At 64.1% G+C, this 17017-nt stretch carries 12 protein-coding genes and 4 tRNA genes; 15 read left to right on the forward strand and 1 reads right to left on the reverse strand.

Going from position 1 to position 17017, the window contains the following annotated elements:
• The first annotated feature begins 105 nt into the window (after positions 1-105).
• Complete coding sequence (gene ychF, locus ACSYAO_RS03830) at positions 106-1197, forward strand: redox-regulated ATPase YchF (protein ID WP_049462700.1); 1092 nt, start codon at positions 106-108, stop codon at positions 1195-1197.
• 604 nt (positions 1198-1801) lie between these two features.
• On the opposite strand, the gene ACSYAO_RS03835 is transcribed toward ychF, so the two are convergent.
• Positions 1802-4534 (reverse strand): TonB-dependent receptor plug domain-containing protein, encoded by a 2733-nt coding sequence (locus ACSYAO_RS03835; RefSeq protein WP_049462701.1) that lies wholly within the window; start codon positions 4532-4534, stop codon positions 1802-1804.
• Between the two features lie 170 nt (positions 4535-4704).
• Here ACSYAO_RS03835 and ACSYAO_RS03840 point away from each other — a divergent pair, with 170 nt between their 5' ends.
• The 14 genes from ACSYAO_RS03840 to rpoB all read left to right on the forward strand — a co-directional run bounded on the left by ACSYAO_RS03840 (position 4705) and on the right by rpoB (position 16965).
• Positions 4705-5724 carry a cyanophycinase gene (locus tag ACSYAO_RS03840; RefSeq protein WP_049462704.1) on the forward strand — a complete coding sequence of 340 codons (1020 nt, stop codon included), beginning with the start codon at positions 4705-4707 and terminating at the stop codon, positions 5722-5724.
• A gap of 104 nt (positions 5725-5828) precedes the next feature.
• Positions 5829-6845, forward strand: a complete 1017-nt coding sequence (locus ACSYAO_RS03845; protein WP_049462702.1) for an isoaspartyl peptidase/L-asparaginase family protein — start codon at positions 5829-5831, stop codon at positions 6843-6845.
• Between the two features lie 137 nt (positions 6846-6982).
• Positions 6983-7068, forward strand: a tRNA-Tyr gene (locus ACSYAO_RS03850).
• 24 nt (positions 7069-7092) lie between these two features.
• Positions 7093-7166: transfer RNA gene (locus ACSYAO_RS03855), tRNA-Gly, on the forward strand.
• Positions 7167-7215: 49 nt separating this feature from the next.
• Positions 7216-7291 (forward strand) — tRNA-Thr (locus ACSYAO_RS03860).
• Between the two features lie 41 nt (positions 7292-7332).
• Positions 7333-8523 carry an elongation factor Tu gene (gene tuf / locus ACSYAO_RS03865; RefSeq protein WP_049416993.1) on the forward strand — a complete coding sequence of 397 codons (1191 nt, stop codon included), beginning with the start codon at positions 7333-7335 and terminating at the stop codon, positions 8521-8523.
• A 103-nt stretch (positions 8524-8626) separates the two neighbouring features.
• A tRNA-Trp gene (locus ACSYAO_RS03870) sits at positions 8627-8702 on the forward strand.
• A 49-nt stretch (positions 8703-8751) separates the two neighbouring features.
• Positions 8752-9165, forward strand: coding sequence for a preprotein translocase subunit SecE (gene secE, locus ACSYAO_RS03875; RefSeq protein ID WP_049462865.1), 414 nt, complete (start codon positions 8752-8754; stop codon positions 9163-9165).
• A 10-nt stretch (positions 9166-9175) separates the two neighbouring features.
• Positions 9176-9736 (forward strand): transcription termination/antitermination protein NusG, encoded by a 561-nt coding sequence (gene nusG, locus ACSYAO_RS03880; RefSeq protein ID WP_004154362.1) that lies wholly within the window; start codon positions 9176-9178, stop codon positions 9734-9736.
• A gap of 259 nt (positions 9737-9995) precedes the next feature.
• The gene (gene rplK / locus ACSYAO_RS03885; protein ID WP_004145248.1) at positions 9996-10424 is read left to right on the forward strand and encodes a 50S ribosomal protein L11; all 429 of its coding nucleotides are present in this window, start codon (positions 9996-9998) and stop codon (positions 10422-10424) included.
• 4 nt (positions 10425-10428) lie between these two features.
• Positions 10429-11127: a 50S ribosomal protein L1 gene (gene rplA / locus ACSYAO_RS03890; RefSeq protein ID WP_004154350.1), complete on the forward strand. Its 699-nt coding sequence runs from the start codon at positions 10429-10431 to the stop codon at positions 11125-11127.
• 386 nt (positions 11128-11513) lie between these two features.
• On the forward strand, positions 11514-12050 hold the full coding sequence (gene rplJ, locus ACSYAO_RS03895) for a 50S ribosomal protein L10 (RefSeq protein WP_010480377.1): 537 nt from the start codon (positions 11514-11516) through the stop codon (positions 12048-12050).
• 63 nt (positions 12051-12113) lie between these two features.
• Positions 12114-12482 (forward strand): 50S ribosomal protein L7/L12, encoded by a 369-nt coding sequence (gene rplL / locus ACSYAO_RS03900; protein ID WP_010480374.1) that lies wholly within the window; start codon positions 12114-12116, stop codon positions 12480-12482.
• Positions 12483-12810: 328 nt separating this feature from the next.
• Positions 12811-16965 (forward strand): DNA-directed RNA polymerase subunit beta, encoded by a 4155-nt coding sequence (gene rpoB, locus ACSYAO_RS03905; RefSeq protein WP_049462864.1) that lies wholly within the window; start codon positions 12811-12813, stop codon positions 16963-16965.
• Positions 16966-17017: the final 52 nt, after the last annotated feature.

The raw sequence follows: 17017 nt of genomic DNA on the forward strand, positions 1-17017 counted from the left end.
AGGTGCCAACCTTGGTTGGCACACAATGATCGACACCGAGATGGATTGGCCAAGCAGCGCGCGCGCTGTTTCACCAATCACTTTCACCCCAGAGAGCTGTCACCCATGGGTATCAAATGCGGCATCGTCGGCCTGCCCAACGTCGGCAAGTCGACCCTGTTCAATGCGCTGACCAAGGCGGGTATCGCCGCAGCGAACTTCCCGTTCTGCACCATCGAGCCGAACGTCGGCATCGTGCCGGTGCCGGATCCGCGCCTGAACGAGCTGGCAGCGATCATCAACCCGCAGAAGGTCATCCCGACCGCGGTCGAGTTCGTCGACATCGCCGGCCTGGTGGCCGGTGCCGCCAGCGGTGAAGGCCTGGGCAACAAGTTCCTGGCGCACATCCGCGAAGTCGATGCGATCACCCACGTGGTGCGCTGCTTCGAGAACGCCGATGTCATCCACGTCAACAACAAGGTCGACCCGATCTCGGACATCGAAACCATCGATACCGAGCTGGCGCTGGCCGACCTGGACAGCGTCGAGAAGGCGCTGAACCGTGCCGAGCGTGCGGCCAAGGGCGGCGACAAGGACGCCGCGGCGCGCAAGCCGGTGCTGGCCAAGCTGCAGGCGGCGCTGTCCGACGGCAAGTCCGGCCGTTCGGTGGGCCTGGACGAGGAAGAGAAGGCGCTGGTGCGCGATCTGTTCCTGCTGACCCTGAAGCCGGTGATGTACATCGCCAACGTGCTGGAAGACGGTTTCGACAACAACCCGCACCTGGAAGCCGTGCGCGCGCATGCCGCCGCTGAAGGCGCGCAGGTGGTGCCGGTGTCGGCCGCGATCGAAGAAGAGCTGTCCCAGCTCGACGACGAAGACCGCGATACCTTCCTCGCCGACCTGGGCCTGAGCGAGCCGGGCCTGAACCGCGTGATCAACGCGGCCTACAGCCTGCTCGGCCTGCAGACCTACTTCACCGCCGGCGTGAAGGAAGTCCGCGCGTGGACCGTGCGCAAGGGCGCCACCGCCCCGCAGGCTGCCGCGGTCATCCACACCGACTTCGAGAAGGGCTTCATCCGCGCCGAAACCATCGCGTATGACGACTTCATCAAGTACAAGGGCGAAGCCGGCGCCAAGGAAGCCGGTCGCCTGCGCCTGGAGGGCAAGGAATACCGCGTGCAGGAAGGCGACATCCTGCACTTCCGCTTCAACGTCTGATCCAGCAGCAGCGGATCGACCCAGGACGCCCCGCCTTGTGCGGGGCGTTCGCGTTTCCGGCGTCGGTTGCATGCGTGGACAAAAATTGATCATGCTCTGAAGCGCCTGCGGCACAGGGCTCGCAAGTACTTGTCCACACCAAACCCCCACCGCTTTCCACGCACGGTGTGGAAAACCCTGCGTATCGCTGCAGGGCCGAGCCCATGCTCGGCTGATGCCAGCCGGAGCCGAGCATGGGGGCGGTTCTACAGGGATTGCCCGGGCAGTGTGGATAAATTTTCGCCATGCTTCGAAACGCTTGCGTGGCAACACTCCCACTTACTTGTCCACACCTAGTTCCCATCGCTTTCCACGGCGCATGTGGAAAACCCGGATTCTGTCTGGACAAAAAATTGCCACCCTTCGAAACCATTGCAATGCGTGGCTCGCAGGGACTTGTCCACACCAAACCCCCATCGCTTTCCACGTGCGGTGTGGAAAACCCAGGGCGAGTGCGCGGCAACGAATGCCCACCAAGGTGGGCATCTACCGGGTGCGGTGTGCATGAACAACAAGGCCCGCCAATGGCGGGCCTTGTCGTCCACGTTCTGCAATGCGGCGTGCCTTACAGCGCGCTGCCACCGAACTTGTGGGTGTACTGCAGGTTGATGGTGCGGCCGACGCTGTCGAACCAGGACACGTCGTAGTACGGATACGCGGTGTACGTGGCGTCCTTCGGCGGCATCTTGTTGAACACGTTGACCACCGACAGCGACAGGCGCGAGTGGTCGTCGAAGCGGTACTGCAGCGACGCGTTGTAGCGGTAGGTTGCCTTGATGTACGGGCTGTCACCGCTGTCCCACTTGAATACCTGGTCGTAGCTGTCCGAGGTCGGCAGCTTGCCCAGGCGCGAACCATAGACCGTGGCCGACCACGCGTCCTTCTCCCAGGTCACGCTCAGGCTGGTCTTGGTACGCGGGATGTCGAAGTTGCTGTTGACCGCGAACTGGTCCTGGATCGGATCACCGGGGTAGCGCTGGAAATCGTGCTTCTTCACCCAGGTGTGGGTGCCGTTGAGGATGAAGTCGCCGATGCCGGTCTGCAGGCGGTAGCGCAGGCCAATGTCGATGCCGGAGGTGGATTCGCGGGCGACGTTGATCGGGGCGACACGCACGCCGTACAGGCGGCCATCACTGGTGCGGGTGATGCGGTCGAGCGCGTCCACGCAGGTCGGCGAGTTGATGTCGGCACTGCCGAGGCGGCAGTTCGCTTCGCTGGCCAGGATCGTGCGCACGTCCATGTCCTGCACCTGCTTGCGCATGTCGATGTCGAACCAGTCCACCGACAGGTCCAGGCCGATTGCCGGCGACCAGACGAAGCCGGCACTCCACGAGGTGCTGGTTTCCGGGTCGAGCTGGCGGTTGCCGGTGCGGCTGCGGATGATGCTGACGTCTTCGTCGCATTCGGTGCCATTGACGCGACAGTCGTACAGATCCACTACGTCAGTCTCGTCGTTGCCCGGGCCGGCGAACACGTAGTGCAGGTCCGGCGCACGGAACGCGGTGCCGTACGAACCACGCACCAGCAGGGTGTCGATCGGGCGCCATTCCAGGCCACCGCTCCAGGTCGCCTTGCCGATGGTGTGGCCGGAATAGCGGTACTGGTCGTAGCGGCCGGCCACGCTCAGGTTGACCGTCTCGTGCAGCGGCATGCGCAGCTCCGCAGCGGTCGCCCAGCGGTTGCGCGAACCGTTGCCGTCCGAATCCTTCCAGCTGTAGTAGTAGTACTGGGTCGCCAGCGGATCGGGATTGAGCGAGTACGCCTGCTGGCCCACTTCCACGGTCGCGGCGAAGCCAGCATCACCGCCCGGCAGGCCGAACAGCGCGGAATTGGTCAGCGTGAACGCAGCCGTCTCGGTGCGCGACTTCGGGGTGTAGGTGGTGCGCGCCGCGATCGAATCGTACTCGGCGCGGGTCAGCGGCCGGTACAGGCGCGACGGGTCGGCGTTGTAGATCGGGAAGCCGTCGTCGTCCACGCCCAGCTGTGGGCCCAGGAACAGGTCATTGGCTTTGGCGGCGATGATCTGTGCCCAGCTGATCCGCGACTGGTACTGCGAATGGCTCAGGGCCGCTTCGTAGTCCCAGTTGCCGGCCAGGTTGCCCTTGAAGCCGGTGGTCACGCTGAAGGTCTTCTGCGTGCTGCGCACCATTGCATTGCGCAGGCCACCCATCTCCTCGGGCGAGAACTGGCGCTGCCAGAACTCGATCTCGCCGGTGGCCTGGTTGTTGAAATAGCCCGACTCATCGCCGTTGGCGTCCATGCGGCCCCACTTGGTGACGTCGCGCATCAGCGACATCGTGTGGTAGCCCAGCTGCACATCGGCGAACCACTGCTGGCCGTTGTCGAAGTCGTAGCTCAGCGAGGCGTAGCCATTGGCGCCGCGGCGCTTGCTGAGGATGGTGCCGTAGCCGATCGAACTGTCGCTGCCGCAGTAGTAACCGTAGCGCGGGCGGTAGGCGCGGTAGGTGCTGCCCTGGTTCTGCCCGGCCAGCGCTTCGCAGGTGGCCGCGCCCGGATCCAGGTAGTCGTCGTTGTAGTCCGTGCGCAGGTAAGCGCGGCGTGCGATGCGTGAGCCCTCGGTGGGGCCGTCCTGGGTCGAATCCTGGATATCGCGCTCGTACGCCCACAGCGGGGTCTGCGACTGCAGTTCAACGCTGTACACGGCGTTGAAGTTGCCACGGCTGAAGCCACTGGCCAGGCTCATGTCGAACGACTCGCCACCGCCTTCGCTGGTGGTGCCCATGCGCATGTCGACGGTGGTGCCGTCGGCCTTCTTCTTCAGGATGAAGTTGACCACGCCGGCGATCGCGTCCGAACCGTAGATGGCCGAGGCACTGCCGGTCAGCACTTCGATGCGCTCGATCATGCCCAGCGGGATGTTGGAGACGTCGGTGAAGTTGCTGCGGCCCTTGAACGGCATCGGGAAGTCGGCGATGCGGCGGCCATTGACCAGCACCAGCGTGTGATTCGGGCCCAGCCCGCGCAGGTCCACCTGCTGGGCGCCCGGCGAGAAGTCGGCGCCGCTGGACGACTGCTGGCTCTGCGTCTCACCGCCGTTCTGGGTCATCGAGCGCAGCACGTCGGGCACGCTGGTGAAGCCGCTGGAGCGGATCTGCTCGGCGCTGATCACCGTGATCGGGGCGGGGCCTTCCACCTGGGCGCGCGGAATGCGCGAACCGGTGACCTGCACCGCATCCAGTTGTTGAACCGAAGAGGAAGCCGGTGCCTGGGCCGCCGCGGAAGCAGCCACGCCCATCAACGCCAGCTGGATCGACCACGCCATCGCCTTTCTACGCATGAGGAATTCTCGAAAATGAAGCCGGCCCGCAGAGGAGGGGCCCTGTCCCCCATTCAGATTTCCGGAATGGGCGCGCGCATTTAACGCCTTTTTCATGCCCTTGACTACTGGGTCCCTATCTGGCAAAGAGTGAAAACGCTTGCAAGTCGATTTTGTTCAGGGAGATCAAGATGCGACGCCTCCATTGCACCCTGCGTGCCCCCTTCGCCTGGCTGGCGCTGCTGGTGTTGGCCGTGCCGTTGGCCGCCCTTGCGCAGGACCTGCAGGGCCCGGGCTTCGCCTACTACGAAGCCGGGGATCTCGACGCACCCCGGCCCGGCCCGCGCGCGCCGGCCATGATGCTGATGGGCGGTGGCGAATGGGTGCCGGAGGCCTTTCACTGGTGGCTGAAGCAGGCCGGCAACGGCCGCGTGCTGATCCTGCGCGCTTCTGGCAGTGATGAACTGCAGGACCGCCTGTATCGCGAGATTGGCGGGACCACCGCAGTGCAGACGCTGGTCTTCGACAGCCGCCGCGGCGCCGACGATCCGGCCGTGCTGCGCGTGGTGGCTGCGGCCGATGCCATCTTCATTGCCGGTGGTGACCAGTCGCGCTACATCCGCTTCTGGAAGGGCACCGCGCTCAACCGCGCGCTCAATGCCCATGTGCGCGCCGGCAAGCCGATTGCCGGTACCAGCGCCGGGCTGGCCATCCTCGGTGGCTACGCCTACGGCGCGATGGACGGCGGCAGCATCACCTCCGCCGGTGCGCTGGCCGACCCGATGGGCAGTGCGGTGACCATGGACAGTGGCTTCCTGCAGATGCCCTACCTGCAGCGCGTGGTCACCGACACCCACTTCGACAAGCGCGATCGGCTCGGCCGCCTGATCGTGTTCGTGGCGCGCGCCGCGCAGGACAGTGGCGACCCCGACATCGTCGGCATCGGCGTCGACGAGGACACCGCCCTGTGCGTGGAGCCCGATGGCCAGGCGCAGGTCTACAGCGCCGACGGCGAAGGCAAGGTCTGGGTGGTCAGCCCCGGCCGCGATGCCGACCGTCTGGTCGAGGGCGAGCCGCTGCGCTTCCACGCGGTACCGGTAACGGTGGTCGCCAGCGGCAGCCGCATGCGCCTGGATGACTTCCAGGCCGACGCCGACTACCAGGCCGTGGCCGACGTCAGCGACGGCGAGATTGAGTTCACGCTTCGGTAGTGCCTGCCGCTGGCCGGCAACTCACCTTCCCTGATGCGCCCCTGCCGGCCAGCGGCCGGCACTACCCCGCAATCCATTCCCTCGTTCTGCTGGAGACGTAACCGATGAAACTGCGCCTGGCGCTGTCCGCACTGTTGTCCCTGCCCATGCTTGCCCAGGCCGCACCGGCGGCTTCACCGCTGCTGGTCATCCACGGCGGCGCCGGCGTCGAGCGCAAGGACCTGTCGCCGGCCGAGGAAAAGGCCGCACGTGACGCGCTGCGGGCGGCCCTGTTGAAGGGGCATGCGGAGCTGGCGGCGGGTCGCCCCGCGTTGGCTGCAGTCACCGCTGCGATCACCGTCCTGGAGGACGATCCCACCTTCAACGCCGGCAAGGGCGCGGTGTTCACCCATGACGGCCACAACGAGCTGGATGCCGCAGTGATGGACGGGGCCACCCAGGCTGCAGGCGCGGTGGCCGGCGTGCAGCGGGTGCGCAACCCGATCCTGCTGGCGCAGACCGTGATGCAGAAATCCAGGCACGTGATGATGGTCGGGCAGGGCGCCGAAGCCTTCGCGGTCGAGCAGGGGATGTCTCTGGTCGATCCCTCCTACTTCCGTACGGAGAAGCGTTGGCAGCAGCTGCAGCGTGCACTGAAAGAAGAGGCCAGTGGCCAGGCGCATGCCGACCTGGAGACTGCAAAGCACTTCGGGACCGTCGGTGCGGTCGCATTGGATGCGCAGGGGCACCTGGCCGCCGGTACCTCCACTGGTGGCATGACCAACAAGCGCTATGGCCGGGTGGGTGACTCGCCGATCATCGGTGCAGGCACCTGGGCCGATGCGCGCTGTGCGGTGTCCGGCACCGGCTGGGGCGAGTACTACATCCGCACCGCGGCCGCGCACGAGATCTGCGCACGCATGCGCTACCAGGGGCAGACGCCGGAACAGGCCGGCAAGGGCGTGATCAACGAGACGATTCCGCAGATGGGGGGTGACGGCGGTGCGATCGTGCTCGCTGCAGACGGAAAAATGGCCACGCCATTCAACACCCAGGGCATGTATCGGGGCTGGATCGGCGGCGACGGCGTCCCTCATGTCGCAATTTTCGCCAACGAGACCCTGCCGGTTCCCGGGCAATAACCTTGCGTATCAATGGGTTTGCGACAGCGTGTGAAAAAAATGGAAAAAAGCGTTGACAGCCCCCCGTCCCATCAGCAGAATAAGCGGCTCACCACCACACACCGCAACGCTTCGGCGGCAACGGAATGGGGTGGTAAGGAGGGATACCCAAGCGGCCAACGGGGGCAGACTGTAAATCTGCTGGCTTACGCCTTCGGTGGTTCGAATCCACCTCCCTCCACCAGTTTCACGTTGTGACATTCCCGGCGCGGGAGTAGTTCAATGGTAGAACCTCAGCCTTCCAAGCTGATGGTGCGGGTTCGATTCCCGTCTCCCGCTCCATTGAATGAACTTTGAATATTATCGAGTTCATGTCATAATGCAAAACTCGGCTCACGTAGCTCAGTCGGTAGAGCACTTCCTTGGTAAGGAAGAGGTCGAAGGTTCGATTCCTTTCGTGAGCACCATCTTAAGCATCACCTCTCAGACGAATTCGAGATAAGCAGCCATGGCCAAGGGTAAGTTCGAGCGCACCAAGCCGCACGTCAACGTCGGCACCATCGGTCACGTCGACCACGGCAAGACCACGCTGACCGCCGCACTGACCAAGATCGGTGCCGAGCGCTTCGGTGGCGAGTTCAAGGACTACTCCTCGATCGACGCCGCGCCGGAAGAAAAGGCGCGTGGCATCACGATCTCGACCGCGCACGTCGAATACGAATCCCCGATCCGTCACTACGCCCACGTTGACTGCCCGGGCCACGCTGACTACGTCAAGAACATGATCACCGGTGCCGCCCAGATGGACGGCGCGATCCTGGTGTGCTCGGCCGCTGACGGCCCGATGCCGCAGACCCGTGAGCACATCCTGCTGTCGCGCCAGGTCGGCGTGCCGTACATCGTCGTGTTCCTGAACAAGGCCGACATGGTGGACGACGCCGAGCTGCTCGAGCTGGTCGAGATGGAAGTGCGCGAGCTGCTGAGCAAGTACGAGTTCCCGGGCGACGACACCCCGATCATCGCCGGTTCGGCCCGTCTGGCGCTGGAAGGCGACCAGAGCGACATCGGCGTGCCGGCCATCCTGAAGCTGGTCGACGCGCTGGACAGCTGGATTCCGGAGCCGGAGCGTGCGATCGACAAGCCGTTCCTGATGCCGGTGGAAGACGTGTTCTCGATCTCGGGCCGCGGCACCGTGGTGACCGGTCGTATCGAGCGCGGCGTGATCAAGGTTGGCGACGAAATCGAAATCGTCGGCATCCGTCCGGTGCAGAAGACCACCGTGACCGGCGTTGAAATGTTCCGCAAGCTGCTGGACCAGGGTCAGGCAGGCGACAACGCTGGCCTGCTGCTGCGCGGCACCAAGCGTGACGACGTCGAGCGTGGCCAGGTACTGGCCAAGCCGGGCACGATCAAGCCGCACACCAAGTTCGAAGGCGAAGTGTACGTCCTGTCGAAGGACGAGGGCGGCCGCCACACCCCGTTCTTCAACGGCTACCGTCCGCAGTTCTACTTCCGCACCACCGACATCACCGGCGCCGCCAAGCTGCCGGAAGGCGTCGAAATGGTGATGCCGGGTGACAACGTCAAGATGGAAGTCACCCTGATCAATCCGGTGGCAATGGACGAAGGTCTGCGCTTCGCCATCCGCGAAGGCGGCCGTACCGTCGGCGCCGGCGTGGTCTCGAAGATCATCGAGTAAGCCTGCAGTACCGGTGGTTGCATAGCGCCGCCGGTTACGCGAATGGCGGGCCGGGAACCTCGGTCCGCCTTCGCCGTCTAAGGGAAGGCAAGTTTCAATACGTACGCCAGTAGCTCAATTGGCAGAGCAGCGGTCTCCAAAACCGCAGGTTGGGGGTTCGAGTCCCTCCTGGCGTGCCATCTGCCCACCTTATCCAGCGGCCTGGGCCGCTAAAGCAGACACAGTCGGATGAATAGCAAGATCGAACACTCCAAGGACAGCTCCGCCAACGGCGGGGATATCGTCAAGTACGTCGCCGCATCGCTGCTGGTGCTGGCCGGTCTGTTCGTCTGGTTCTGGTTCTCCGCCGACTCCGGTCGCGCCACCCAGCTGGGTGCGTGGGCGGGTCAGCTGCGTGCGTTGGCGGTCGTGGTCGGTCTGGTTGGCGGTATCGGCGTGTTCATGCTGACCGGCAAGGGGCGCGACACCCGCGAATTCCTCTCCGAGTCGCGCTTCGAACTGCGCAAGGTGGTCTGGCCGACGCGCCAGGAAGCCATCCGCATGACCTGGGTCGTGATGGTGGTGGTGACCATTCTCAGTCTGTTGCTGGGTGGGTTCGATTACGTCATTCAGTGGCTGGTTCAGTTGTTCCTGAGCCGCTAAGGAGAATTGCATGAAGCGTTGGTACGTCGTTCACGCCTATTCGGGCTTCGAGAAGTCGGTGGCGCAGGCTCTGCGCGATCGCATCGTCCGTGACGGCATGGAAGAGCGCTTCGGCGATGTCCTGGTCCCGACCGAAGAAGTGGTCGAGATGCGCGCTGGCCAGAAGCGCCGCTCCGAGCGCAAGTTCTTCCCGGGTTACGTGCTGGTCCAGATCGAGACCCACGAAGAAGCCGGTATTCCGCGCATCGACAACGAAAGCTGGCACCTGGTCAAGGAAACCCCGCGCGTGATGGGCTTCATCGGCGGCACCGCCGACCGTCCGCTGCCGATCGCCGATTCCGAGGCCGAAGCCATCCTGAATCGCGTTCAGGAAGGTGTCGAGAAGCCGCGTCCGAAGGTGCTGTTCGAGCCGGGCCAGATGGTCCGCGTTACCGACGGCCCGTTCAACGATTTCAATGGCGTCGTCGAAGAAGTCAACTACGAGAAGAGCCGTCTGCGCGTCTCGGTGCTGATCTTCGGTCGTGCCACTCCGGTCGAACTCGAGTTCGGCCAGGTCGAAAAGGCCGTCTGATCCGGCCGTGGGTCGAGCAAGCTCGACCGCTACGGGACCAGAAACCGGGCGCTGCCCGGTTTCTCTCGTTTACGTGCCGCTTCAGGCATGTGAAGAAAAAACCTGATATAGTGCGCGGCTCCCCGCTGGGAAGCCAGCAGGACGAGGCCGCCGCAAGGTGGCCTTCAGCATGATTTCAAAACGCGATGCCGGGACGCGTGATTCCCGGTCCGATGGGGAGCCTGTTGTCGAAAGGCGCTAGCACCCGGAGAGTACTCACATGGCAAAGAAAGTTGTCGGTTACATCAAGCTGCAGGTGAAGGCCGGTCAGGCCAACCCCTCGCCGCCGGTCGGTCCTGCGCTGGGTCAGCGCGGTCTGAACATCATGGAATTCTGCAAGGCGTTCAACGCTGCCACGCAGAAGCTCGAGCCGGGCCTGCCGGTTCCGGTGATCATCACGGCCTACTCGGACCGTACGTTCACCTTCATCACCAAGAGCACCCCGGCCACCACCCTGCTGAAGAAGGCCGCTGGCATCTCGTCGGGCTCCAAGCGCCCGAACACCGAGAAGGTCGGCAAGGTCACCCGTAAGCAGCTGGAAGAGATCGCCAAGGCGAAGGAACCGGATCTGACTGCCGCCGACCTGGACGCCGCCGTGCGTACCATCGCTGGCTCTGCCCGTTCCATGGGCCTCGTGGTGGAGGGTTAATAAGATGGCACAGACCAAGCGTGAGAAGGCCATCAAGGCCGCCGTCGTTCCGGGCAAGGCATACGCCTTCGAGGACGCGATCAACATCCTGAAGAGCGCCACCAAGGCCAAGTTCGTCGAGTCGATCGACGTCGCTGTGCGCCTGGGCGTCGATGCGAAGAAGTCCGACCAGCAGGTCCGTGGCTCCACCGTGCTGCCGGCCGGTACCGGCAAGTCGGTCCGCGTCGCCGTGTTCGCTCCGGCCGGTGCCAAGGCTGACGAAGCCCTGGCCGCTGGCGCCGAAGCCGTCGGTATGGATGATCTGGCCGAGAAGATGCAGGCCGGCGATCTGAACTACGACGTCGTCATCGCGACCCCGGACGCCATGCGCGTCGTCGGTAAGCTGGGCACCGTGCTGGGCCCGCGCGGCCTGATGCCGAACCCGAAGGTCGGCACCGTTTCCCCGAACCCGGGTGAAGCCGTGAAGAACGCCAAGTCGGGTCAGGTCCGTTACCGCACCGACAAGGCCGGCATCATCCACTGCACCATCGGCAAGGCCGACTTCGCCGAAGACGCGCTGAAGTCGAACCTGACCGCGCTGCTGCTGGACCTGATCAAGGCCAAGCCGGCCACCTCGAAGGGCACCTACCTGCAGAAGGTTTCGGTCAGCTCGACGATGGGCCCGGGCGTCACCGTCGACCAGTCGTCGCTGACCCTGAAGTAATTGTTTCAAGCGGTCACGGTACCTTCGGTGCCGTGACCGTGACATTTGAAGGCATCGCTGGCCTTACATCGCCCGCGGTAGCCGTCAAAGACCGCAGGCGCGGTCGTGGCAATACCGGCGACGGGCACGGAAGCTCGATCTGGCAAGGAGTCGCCGCCGGAGCAGTCATGAGCGCTTAATCGATTCCCCGGAATCACCCTGCGTAGATGGTGCCCTTCTGGAGTTTTTCTGGTTCACGCACGTCTGGGTTTCCCAGGTTGGCCCACTCCAGGTCTAGAACGGCCCACCCCCGGAACATCATCCCGATGTTCCCGGCGTCCAGGACGGATGCCGCACAGGACCGCACACGGCAGGAGCCGTAAGCGGAGTTCAATAGGAGGAGTGCAATGGCTCTCAATCTGTCCCAGAAGCAAGAAGTAGTCGCCGAGCTGGCAGACGTCGCCGCCAAGGCCCACTCCTTGATCGCAGCCGAATACGCTGGCACCACGGTCGCCCAGATGACCGCGATGCGCAAGCAGGCTCGTGAAACCGGTGTTTTCTTGAAGGTTGTCAAGAACACCCTGGCTTCGCGCGCCGTTGAAGGCACCGAGTTCGCAGTCGCCCAGGACCAGATGGTTGGTCCGCTGCTGTACGCGTTCTCGCTCGAGGAGCCCGGCGCTGCCGGTCGCCTGATCAAGGAAGCCGCCAAGGGCAACGACAAGCTGAAGGCTAAGGTCGTCGCCATCGGTGGCGAAGTGTTCCCGGCAAGCCACGTCGAAGTGCTGGCCTCGCTGCCGACCCGCGACCAGGCCCTGGCCATGCTGGCCCGCGTCCTGACCGAGCCGGTCACGATGTTTGCCCGCGCCATCAAGGCCGTTGGCGAGAAGCAGGGTGGTGGCGACGTCGCCGCCGACGCTGCCGAGCCGGCCGCCGAGACCGCCTGAGTTTCGACTTACCGTGGTTCCTGACGGAACCTCAACCCAGAAAATCATCCAAAGGTATTAATCATGTCCCTTACCAACGAACAGATCGTCGACGCCATCGCCGAGAAGTCCCTGATGGAAGTGATGGAGCTGGTCAAGGCCATCGAAGAGAAGTTCGGCGTCTCCGCCGCTGCTCCGGTTGCCGTGGCTGCTGCCGCTGGCCCGGCCGCTGCTGTTGAAGAGCAGACCGAGTTCACCGTCACCCTGAAGTCGGCCGGCGACAAGAAGGTCGAAGTCATCAAGGCCGTCCGCGCCATCACCGGCCTGGGCCTGAAGGAAGCGAAGGACCTGGCCGAAGCCGGTGGCGTCCTGAAGGAAGGCGCTTCGAAGGACGACGCCGAGAAGATGAAGAAGGACCTGGAAGCTGCTGGCGCGACTGTCGAAGTCAAGTAAACAGTTACCTTGCATCGTCACCGATTCACGGCGATGCAGCCAAGGCTGGGGGCGTAAGCCCCCGGCCTTTGGTCGTTGTTGCAGTACCGGTAGGGTCGACTGTTGGTCGACTGTTTCAAAAGCAGAAAAAGCCCAACACGGGCTGCGGTCAGACCCCGGCAGGCCAGCGCAGAGCGCGGCAGCGGGGGAGTGGATGCAGACGAGTTGGCAGTTGGAAGTAGCGGGAGAAGGCGTGCTGGTGCCGGCAATACCAGCGACTTCCAACTGACAATTTCAAGTTCCCTTCGGATCGTGGGCGCACGATCCGCACAACAAGGTGGAAGACCTCATGACGTCCTATTCGTTCACCGAAAAAAAGCGTATCCGCAAGGATTTCGGCAAGCAGCGCTCGATTCTCGAAGTGCCGTTCCTGCTCGCCATCCAGGTGGATTCCTATCGTGAATTCCTGCAGGAAAACGTCGATCCGGCCAAGCGCACGGACCACGGCCTGCACGCTGCGCTGAAGTCGGTCTTCCCGATCGCCAGCTACAGCGGCAATGCTGCCCTGGAATACGTCGGCTACAAGCTGGGCGAACCGGTCTTCGACGAGCGTGAGTGCCGCCAGCGTGGCATGAGCTACGGCGCGCCGCTGCGCGTGACCGTGCGCCTGGTGATCTACGACCGTGAGTCGTCGACCAAGGCCATCAAGTACGTGAAGGAGCAGGAGGTCTATCTGGGCGAAATCCCGCTGATGACCGAGAACGGCACCTTCATCGTCAACGGCACCGAGCGCGTCATCGTCTCGCAGCTGCACCGTTCGCCGGGCGTGTTCTTCGACCACGACCGTGGCAAGACCCACAGCTCGGGCAAGCTGCTGTACAGCGCCCGCATCATTCCTTACCGCGGCTCCTGGCTGGACTTCGAGTTCGACCCGAAGGACGCGCTGTTCACCCGTATCGACCGCCGCCGCAAGCTGCCGGTGTCGATCCTGCTGCGCGCGCTCGGCTACAGCAACGAAGAGATGCTGGCCGAGTTCTTCGAGATCAACACCTTCCACATCAACCCGGATGAAGGCGTCCAGCTGGAGCTGGTGCCGGAGCGCCTGCGCGGCGAAACCCTGGGCTTCGACCTCGCCGACGGCGACAAGGTCATCGTGGAAGCCGGCAAGCGCATCACCGCGCGCCACATCAAGCAGCTGGAAGCCTCGGGCATCGCCGCTCTGGCCGTGCCGGACGACTACATCGTCGGCCGCATCCTGTCGCACGACGTGGTCGATGCTTCGACCGGCGAACTGCTGGCCCAGGCCAATGACGAGATCACCGACGAGCAGCTGCAGGCCTTCCGCAAGGCCGGTGTGGATGCCGTGGGCACCCTGTGGGTGAACGATCTGGATCGTGGCCCGTACCTGTCCAACACCCTGCGCATCGACCCGACCAAGACCCAGCTGGAAGCCCTGGTCGAGATCTACCGCATGATGCGTCCGGGCGAGCCGCCGACCAAGGACGCCGCGCAGAACCTGTTCCACAACCTGTTCTTCACCTTCGAGCGCTACGACCTGTCCGCGGTCGGCCGCATGAAGTTCAACCGTCGCGTGGGCCGCAAGGAAACCACCGGCGAAGCCGTGCTGTACGACCGCAAGTACTACGGTGAGCGCAACGACGAAGAGTCCAAGCGCCTGGTTGCCGCCCATGGCGACAGCTCCGACATCCTGGACGTGATCAAGGTCCTGACCGAGATCCGCAACGGTCGTGGCGTGGTCGATGACATCGATCACCTGGGCAACCGTCGCGTGCGTTCGGTCGGCGAAATGGCCGAGAACGTGTTCCGCGTGGGCCTGGTCCGCGTCGAGCGCGCGGTCAAAGAGCGCCTGTCGATGGCCGAGTCGGAAGGCCTGACCCCGCAGGAGCTGATCAACGCCAAGCCGGTCGCCGCTGCCATCAAGGAGTTCTTCGGCTCCTCGCAGCTGTCGCAGTTCATGGACCAGAACAACCCGCTGTCGGAAGTGACCCACAAGCGTCGCGTCTCGGCCCTGGGCCCGGGCGGCCTGACCCGTGAGCGCGCCGGCTTCGAAGTGCGCGACGTGCACCCGACCCATTACGGCCGCGTCTGCACCATCGAAACCCCGGAAGGCCCGAACATCGGCCTGATCAACTCGCTGGCCGTGTACGCCCGCACCAACCAGTACGGTTTCCTCGAGACTCCGTACCGCAAGGTCGTGGACGGCAAGGTCTATGACGAAGTCGAGTTCCTGTCGGCCATCGAAGAAAACGAGTACGTCATTGCGCAGGCCAACGCGCTGACCAATGCCGACAGCGTGCTGACCGAGCAGTTCGTTCCGTGCCGCTTCCAGGGTGAGTCGCTGCTGAAGCCGCCGGCGGAAGTCCACTTCATGGACGTCTCGCCGATGCAGACCGTGTCGATCGCGGCCGCGCTGGTTCCGTTCCTGGAGCACGATGACGCCAACCGCGCACTGATGGGCGCCAACATGCAGCGTCAGGCCGTGCCGACCCTGCGTGCGCAGAAGCCGCTGGTCGGTACCGGCATCGAGCGCGCCGTGGCGCGTGACTCCGGTGTGACCGTGAATGCCCGTCGTGGTGGCGAGATCGTGCAGATCGATGCCGCCCGTATCGTGGTCAAGGTCAACGAGGAAGAGATCGTTGGCGCCACCGACGCAGGCGTGGACATCTACAACCTGGTCAAGTACACCCGTTCGAACCAGAACACCTGCATCAACCAGCGTCCGCTGGTCCAGGTGGGTGACGTCATCGCCCGCGGCGACGTGCTGGCCGACGGTCCGTCCACCGACATCGGCGAACTGGCCCTGGGCCAGAACATGCTGATCGCGTTCATGCCGTGGAACGGCTACAACTTCGAAGACTCCATCCTGCTCTCCGAGCGTGTGGTGGAAGAGGATCGTTACACCACGATCCACATCGAAGAGCTGACCTGCGTCGCGCGTGACACCAAGCTGGGGCCGGAGGAAATCTCCGCCGACATCCCGAACGTCTCCGAGCAGGCGCTGAACCGCCTGGACGAGAGCGGCGTGGTGTACATCGGTGCGGAAGTCCGTGCCGGCGACATCCTGGTCGGCAAGGTCACGCCGAAGGGCGAAAGCCAGCTGACCCCGGAAGAAAAGCTGCTGCGCGCGATCTTCGGCGAGAAGGCTTCGGACGTGAAGGACAGCTCGCTGCGCGTTCCGCCGGGCATGGACGGTACCGTCATCGACGTGCAGGTCTTCACCCGCGACGGCATCGAGAAGGACAAGCGCGCCCGCCAGATCGAAGAGTCTGAAATCAAGCGCGTCAAGAAGGACTTCGACGACCAGTTCCGCATCCTGGAAGCCGCCATCTACATGCGTCTGCGTTCGCAGATCGTGGGCAAGGTGGTCAACGGTGGCGCTGGCCTGAAGAAGGGCGACGTGATCAGCGACGCCTTCCTGGACGGCCTGAAGAAGGCTGACTGGTTCGCCCTGCGCATGAAGGACGAGGACGCTTCGGAAGCCATCGAGCGCGCCCAGAAGCAGATCCAGGCGCACGAGAAGGAATTCGAGCGTCGCTTCGCCGACAAGCGCGGCAAGATCACCGCCGGCGACGACCTCGCCCCGGGCGTGCTGAAGATGGTCAAGGTGTTCCTGGCCGTGAAGCGCCGCATCCAGCCGGGCGACAAGATGGCAGGCCGCCACGGTAACAAGGGTGTGGTCTCCAACGTGGTGCCGGTCGAGGACATGCCGTACATGGCCTCGGGCGAAACCGTGGACATCGTGCTGAACCCGCTGGGCGTGCCGTCGCGTATGAACATCGGCCAGATCCTGGAAGTGCATCTGGGCTGGGCTGCCAAGGGCCTGGGCCGCAAGATCCAGGCGATGATGGAAGCCCAGGCGGCGGTCGCCGACCTGCGCAAGTTCCTGGACGACATCTACAACCACGACGACACCAACGTGGCCAACCGTGTCGACCTGTCGCAGTTCAGCGACGAGGAACTGCTGCGTCTGGCCCGTAACCTCACCGACGGCGTGCCGATGGCCACCCCGGTGTTCGACGGCGCCACCGAAGCGGAAATCAAGCGCATGCTGGAACTGGCCGACCTGCCGAGCAGTGGCCAGACCCAGCTGTACGACGGCCGCACCGGTGAAGCGTTCGATCGCCACACCACCGTGGGTTACATGCACTACCTGAAGCTGAACCACCTGGTCGACGACAAGATGCACGCCCGTTCGACCGGCCCGTACTCGCTCGTCACCCAGCAGCCGCTGGGCGGCAAGGCGCAGTTCGGCGGCCAGCGCTTCGGTGAAATGGAAGTCTGGGCGCTGGAAGCCTACGGCGCGGCCTACACCCTGCAGGAAATGCTGACGGTGAAGTCCGATGACGTGCAGGGCCGCAACCAGATGTACAAGAACATCGTCGACGGTGAGCACGAGATGGTCGCGGGCATGCCGGAATCCTTCAACGTGCTCGTGAAGGAAATCCGCTCGCTGGCCATCAACATGGAACTGGAAGACAACTGATCCATGCCGGCGCGGCGGTCAACGCCGCCGCGCCGCTGGCAGTGAACTGAAA

Source organism: Stenotrophomonas sp. STK16_22 (genome assembly GCF_051984505.1).
Classification (GTDB): domain Bacteria; phylum Pseudomonadota; class Gammaproteobacteria; order Xanthomonadales; family Xanthomonadaceae; genus Stenotrophomonas; species Stenotrophomonas maltophilia_A.

Bases quoted from the DNA above. Each gene is read 5' to 3' on its own strand.
- ychF (WP_049462700.1), top strand. From the start codon at position 106: ATGGGTATCAAATGCGGCATCGTCGGCCTGCCCAACGTCGGCAAGTCG.
- ACSYAO_RS03835 (WP_049462701.1), bottom strand. From the start codon at position 4,534: ATGCGTAGAAAGGCGATGGCGTGGTCGATCCAGCTGGCGTTGATGGGC.
- ACSYAO_RS03840 (WP_049462704.1), top strand. From the start codon at position 4,705: ATGCGACGCCTCCATTGCACCCTGCGTGCCCCCTTCGCCTGGCTGGCG.
- ACSYAO_RS03845 (WP_049462702.1), top strand. From the start codon at position 5,829: ATGAAACTGCGCCTGGCGCTGTCCGCACTGTTGTCCCTGCCCATGCTT.
- tuf (WP_049416993.1), top strand. From the start codon at position 7,333: ATGGCCAAGGGTAAGTTCGAGCGCACCAAGCCGCACGTCAACGTCGGC.
- secE (WP_049462865.1), top strand. From the start codon at position 8,752: ATGAATAGCAAGATCGAACACTCCAAGGACAGCTCCGCCAACGGCGGG.
- nusG (WP_004154362.1), top strand. From the start codon at position 9,176: ATGAAGCGTTGGTACGTCGTTCACGCCTATTCGGGCTTCGAGAAGTCG.
- rplK (WP_004145248.1), top strand. From the start codon at position 9,996: ATGGCAAAGAAAGTTGTCGGTTACATCAAGCTGCAGGTGAAGGCCGGT.
- rplA (WP_004154350.1), top strand. From the start codon at position 10,429: ATGGCACAGACCAAGCGTGAGAAGGCCATCAAGGCCGCCGTCGTTCCG.
- rplJ (WP_010480377.1), top strand. From the start codon at position 11,514: ATGGCTCTCAATCTGTCCCAGAAGCAAGAAGTAGTCGCCGAGCTGGCA.
- rplL (WP_010480374.1), top strand. From the start codon at position 12,114: ATGTCCCTTACCAACGAACAGATCGTCGACGCCATCGCCGAGAAGTCC.
- rpoB (WP_049462864.1), top strand. From the start codon at position 12,811: ATGACGTCCTATTCGTTCACCGAAAAAAAGCGTATCCGCAAGGATTTC.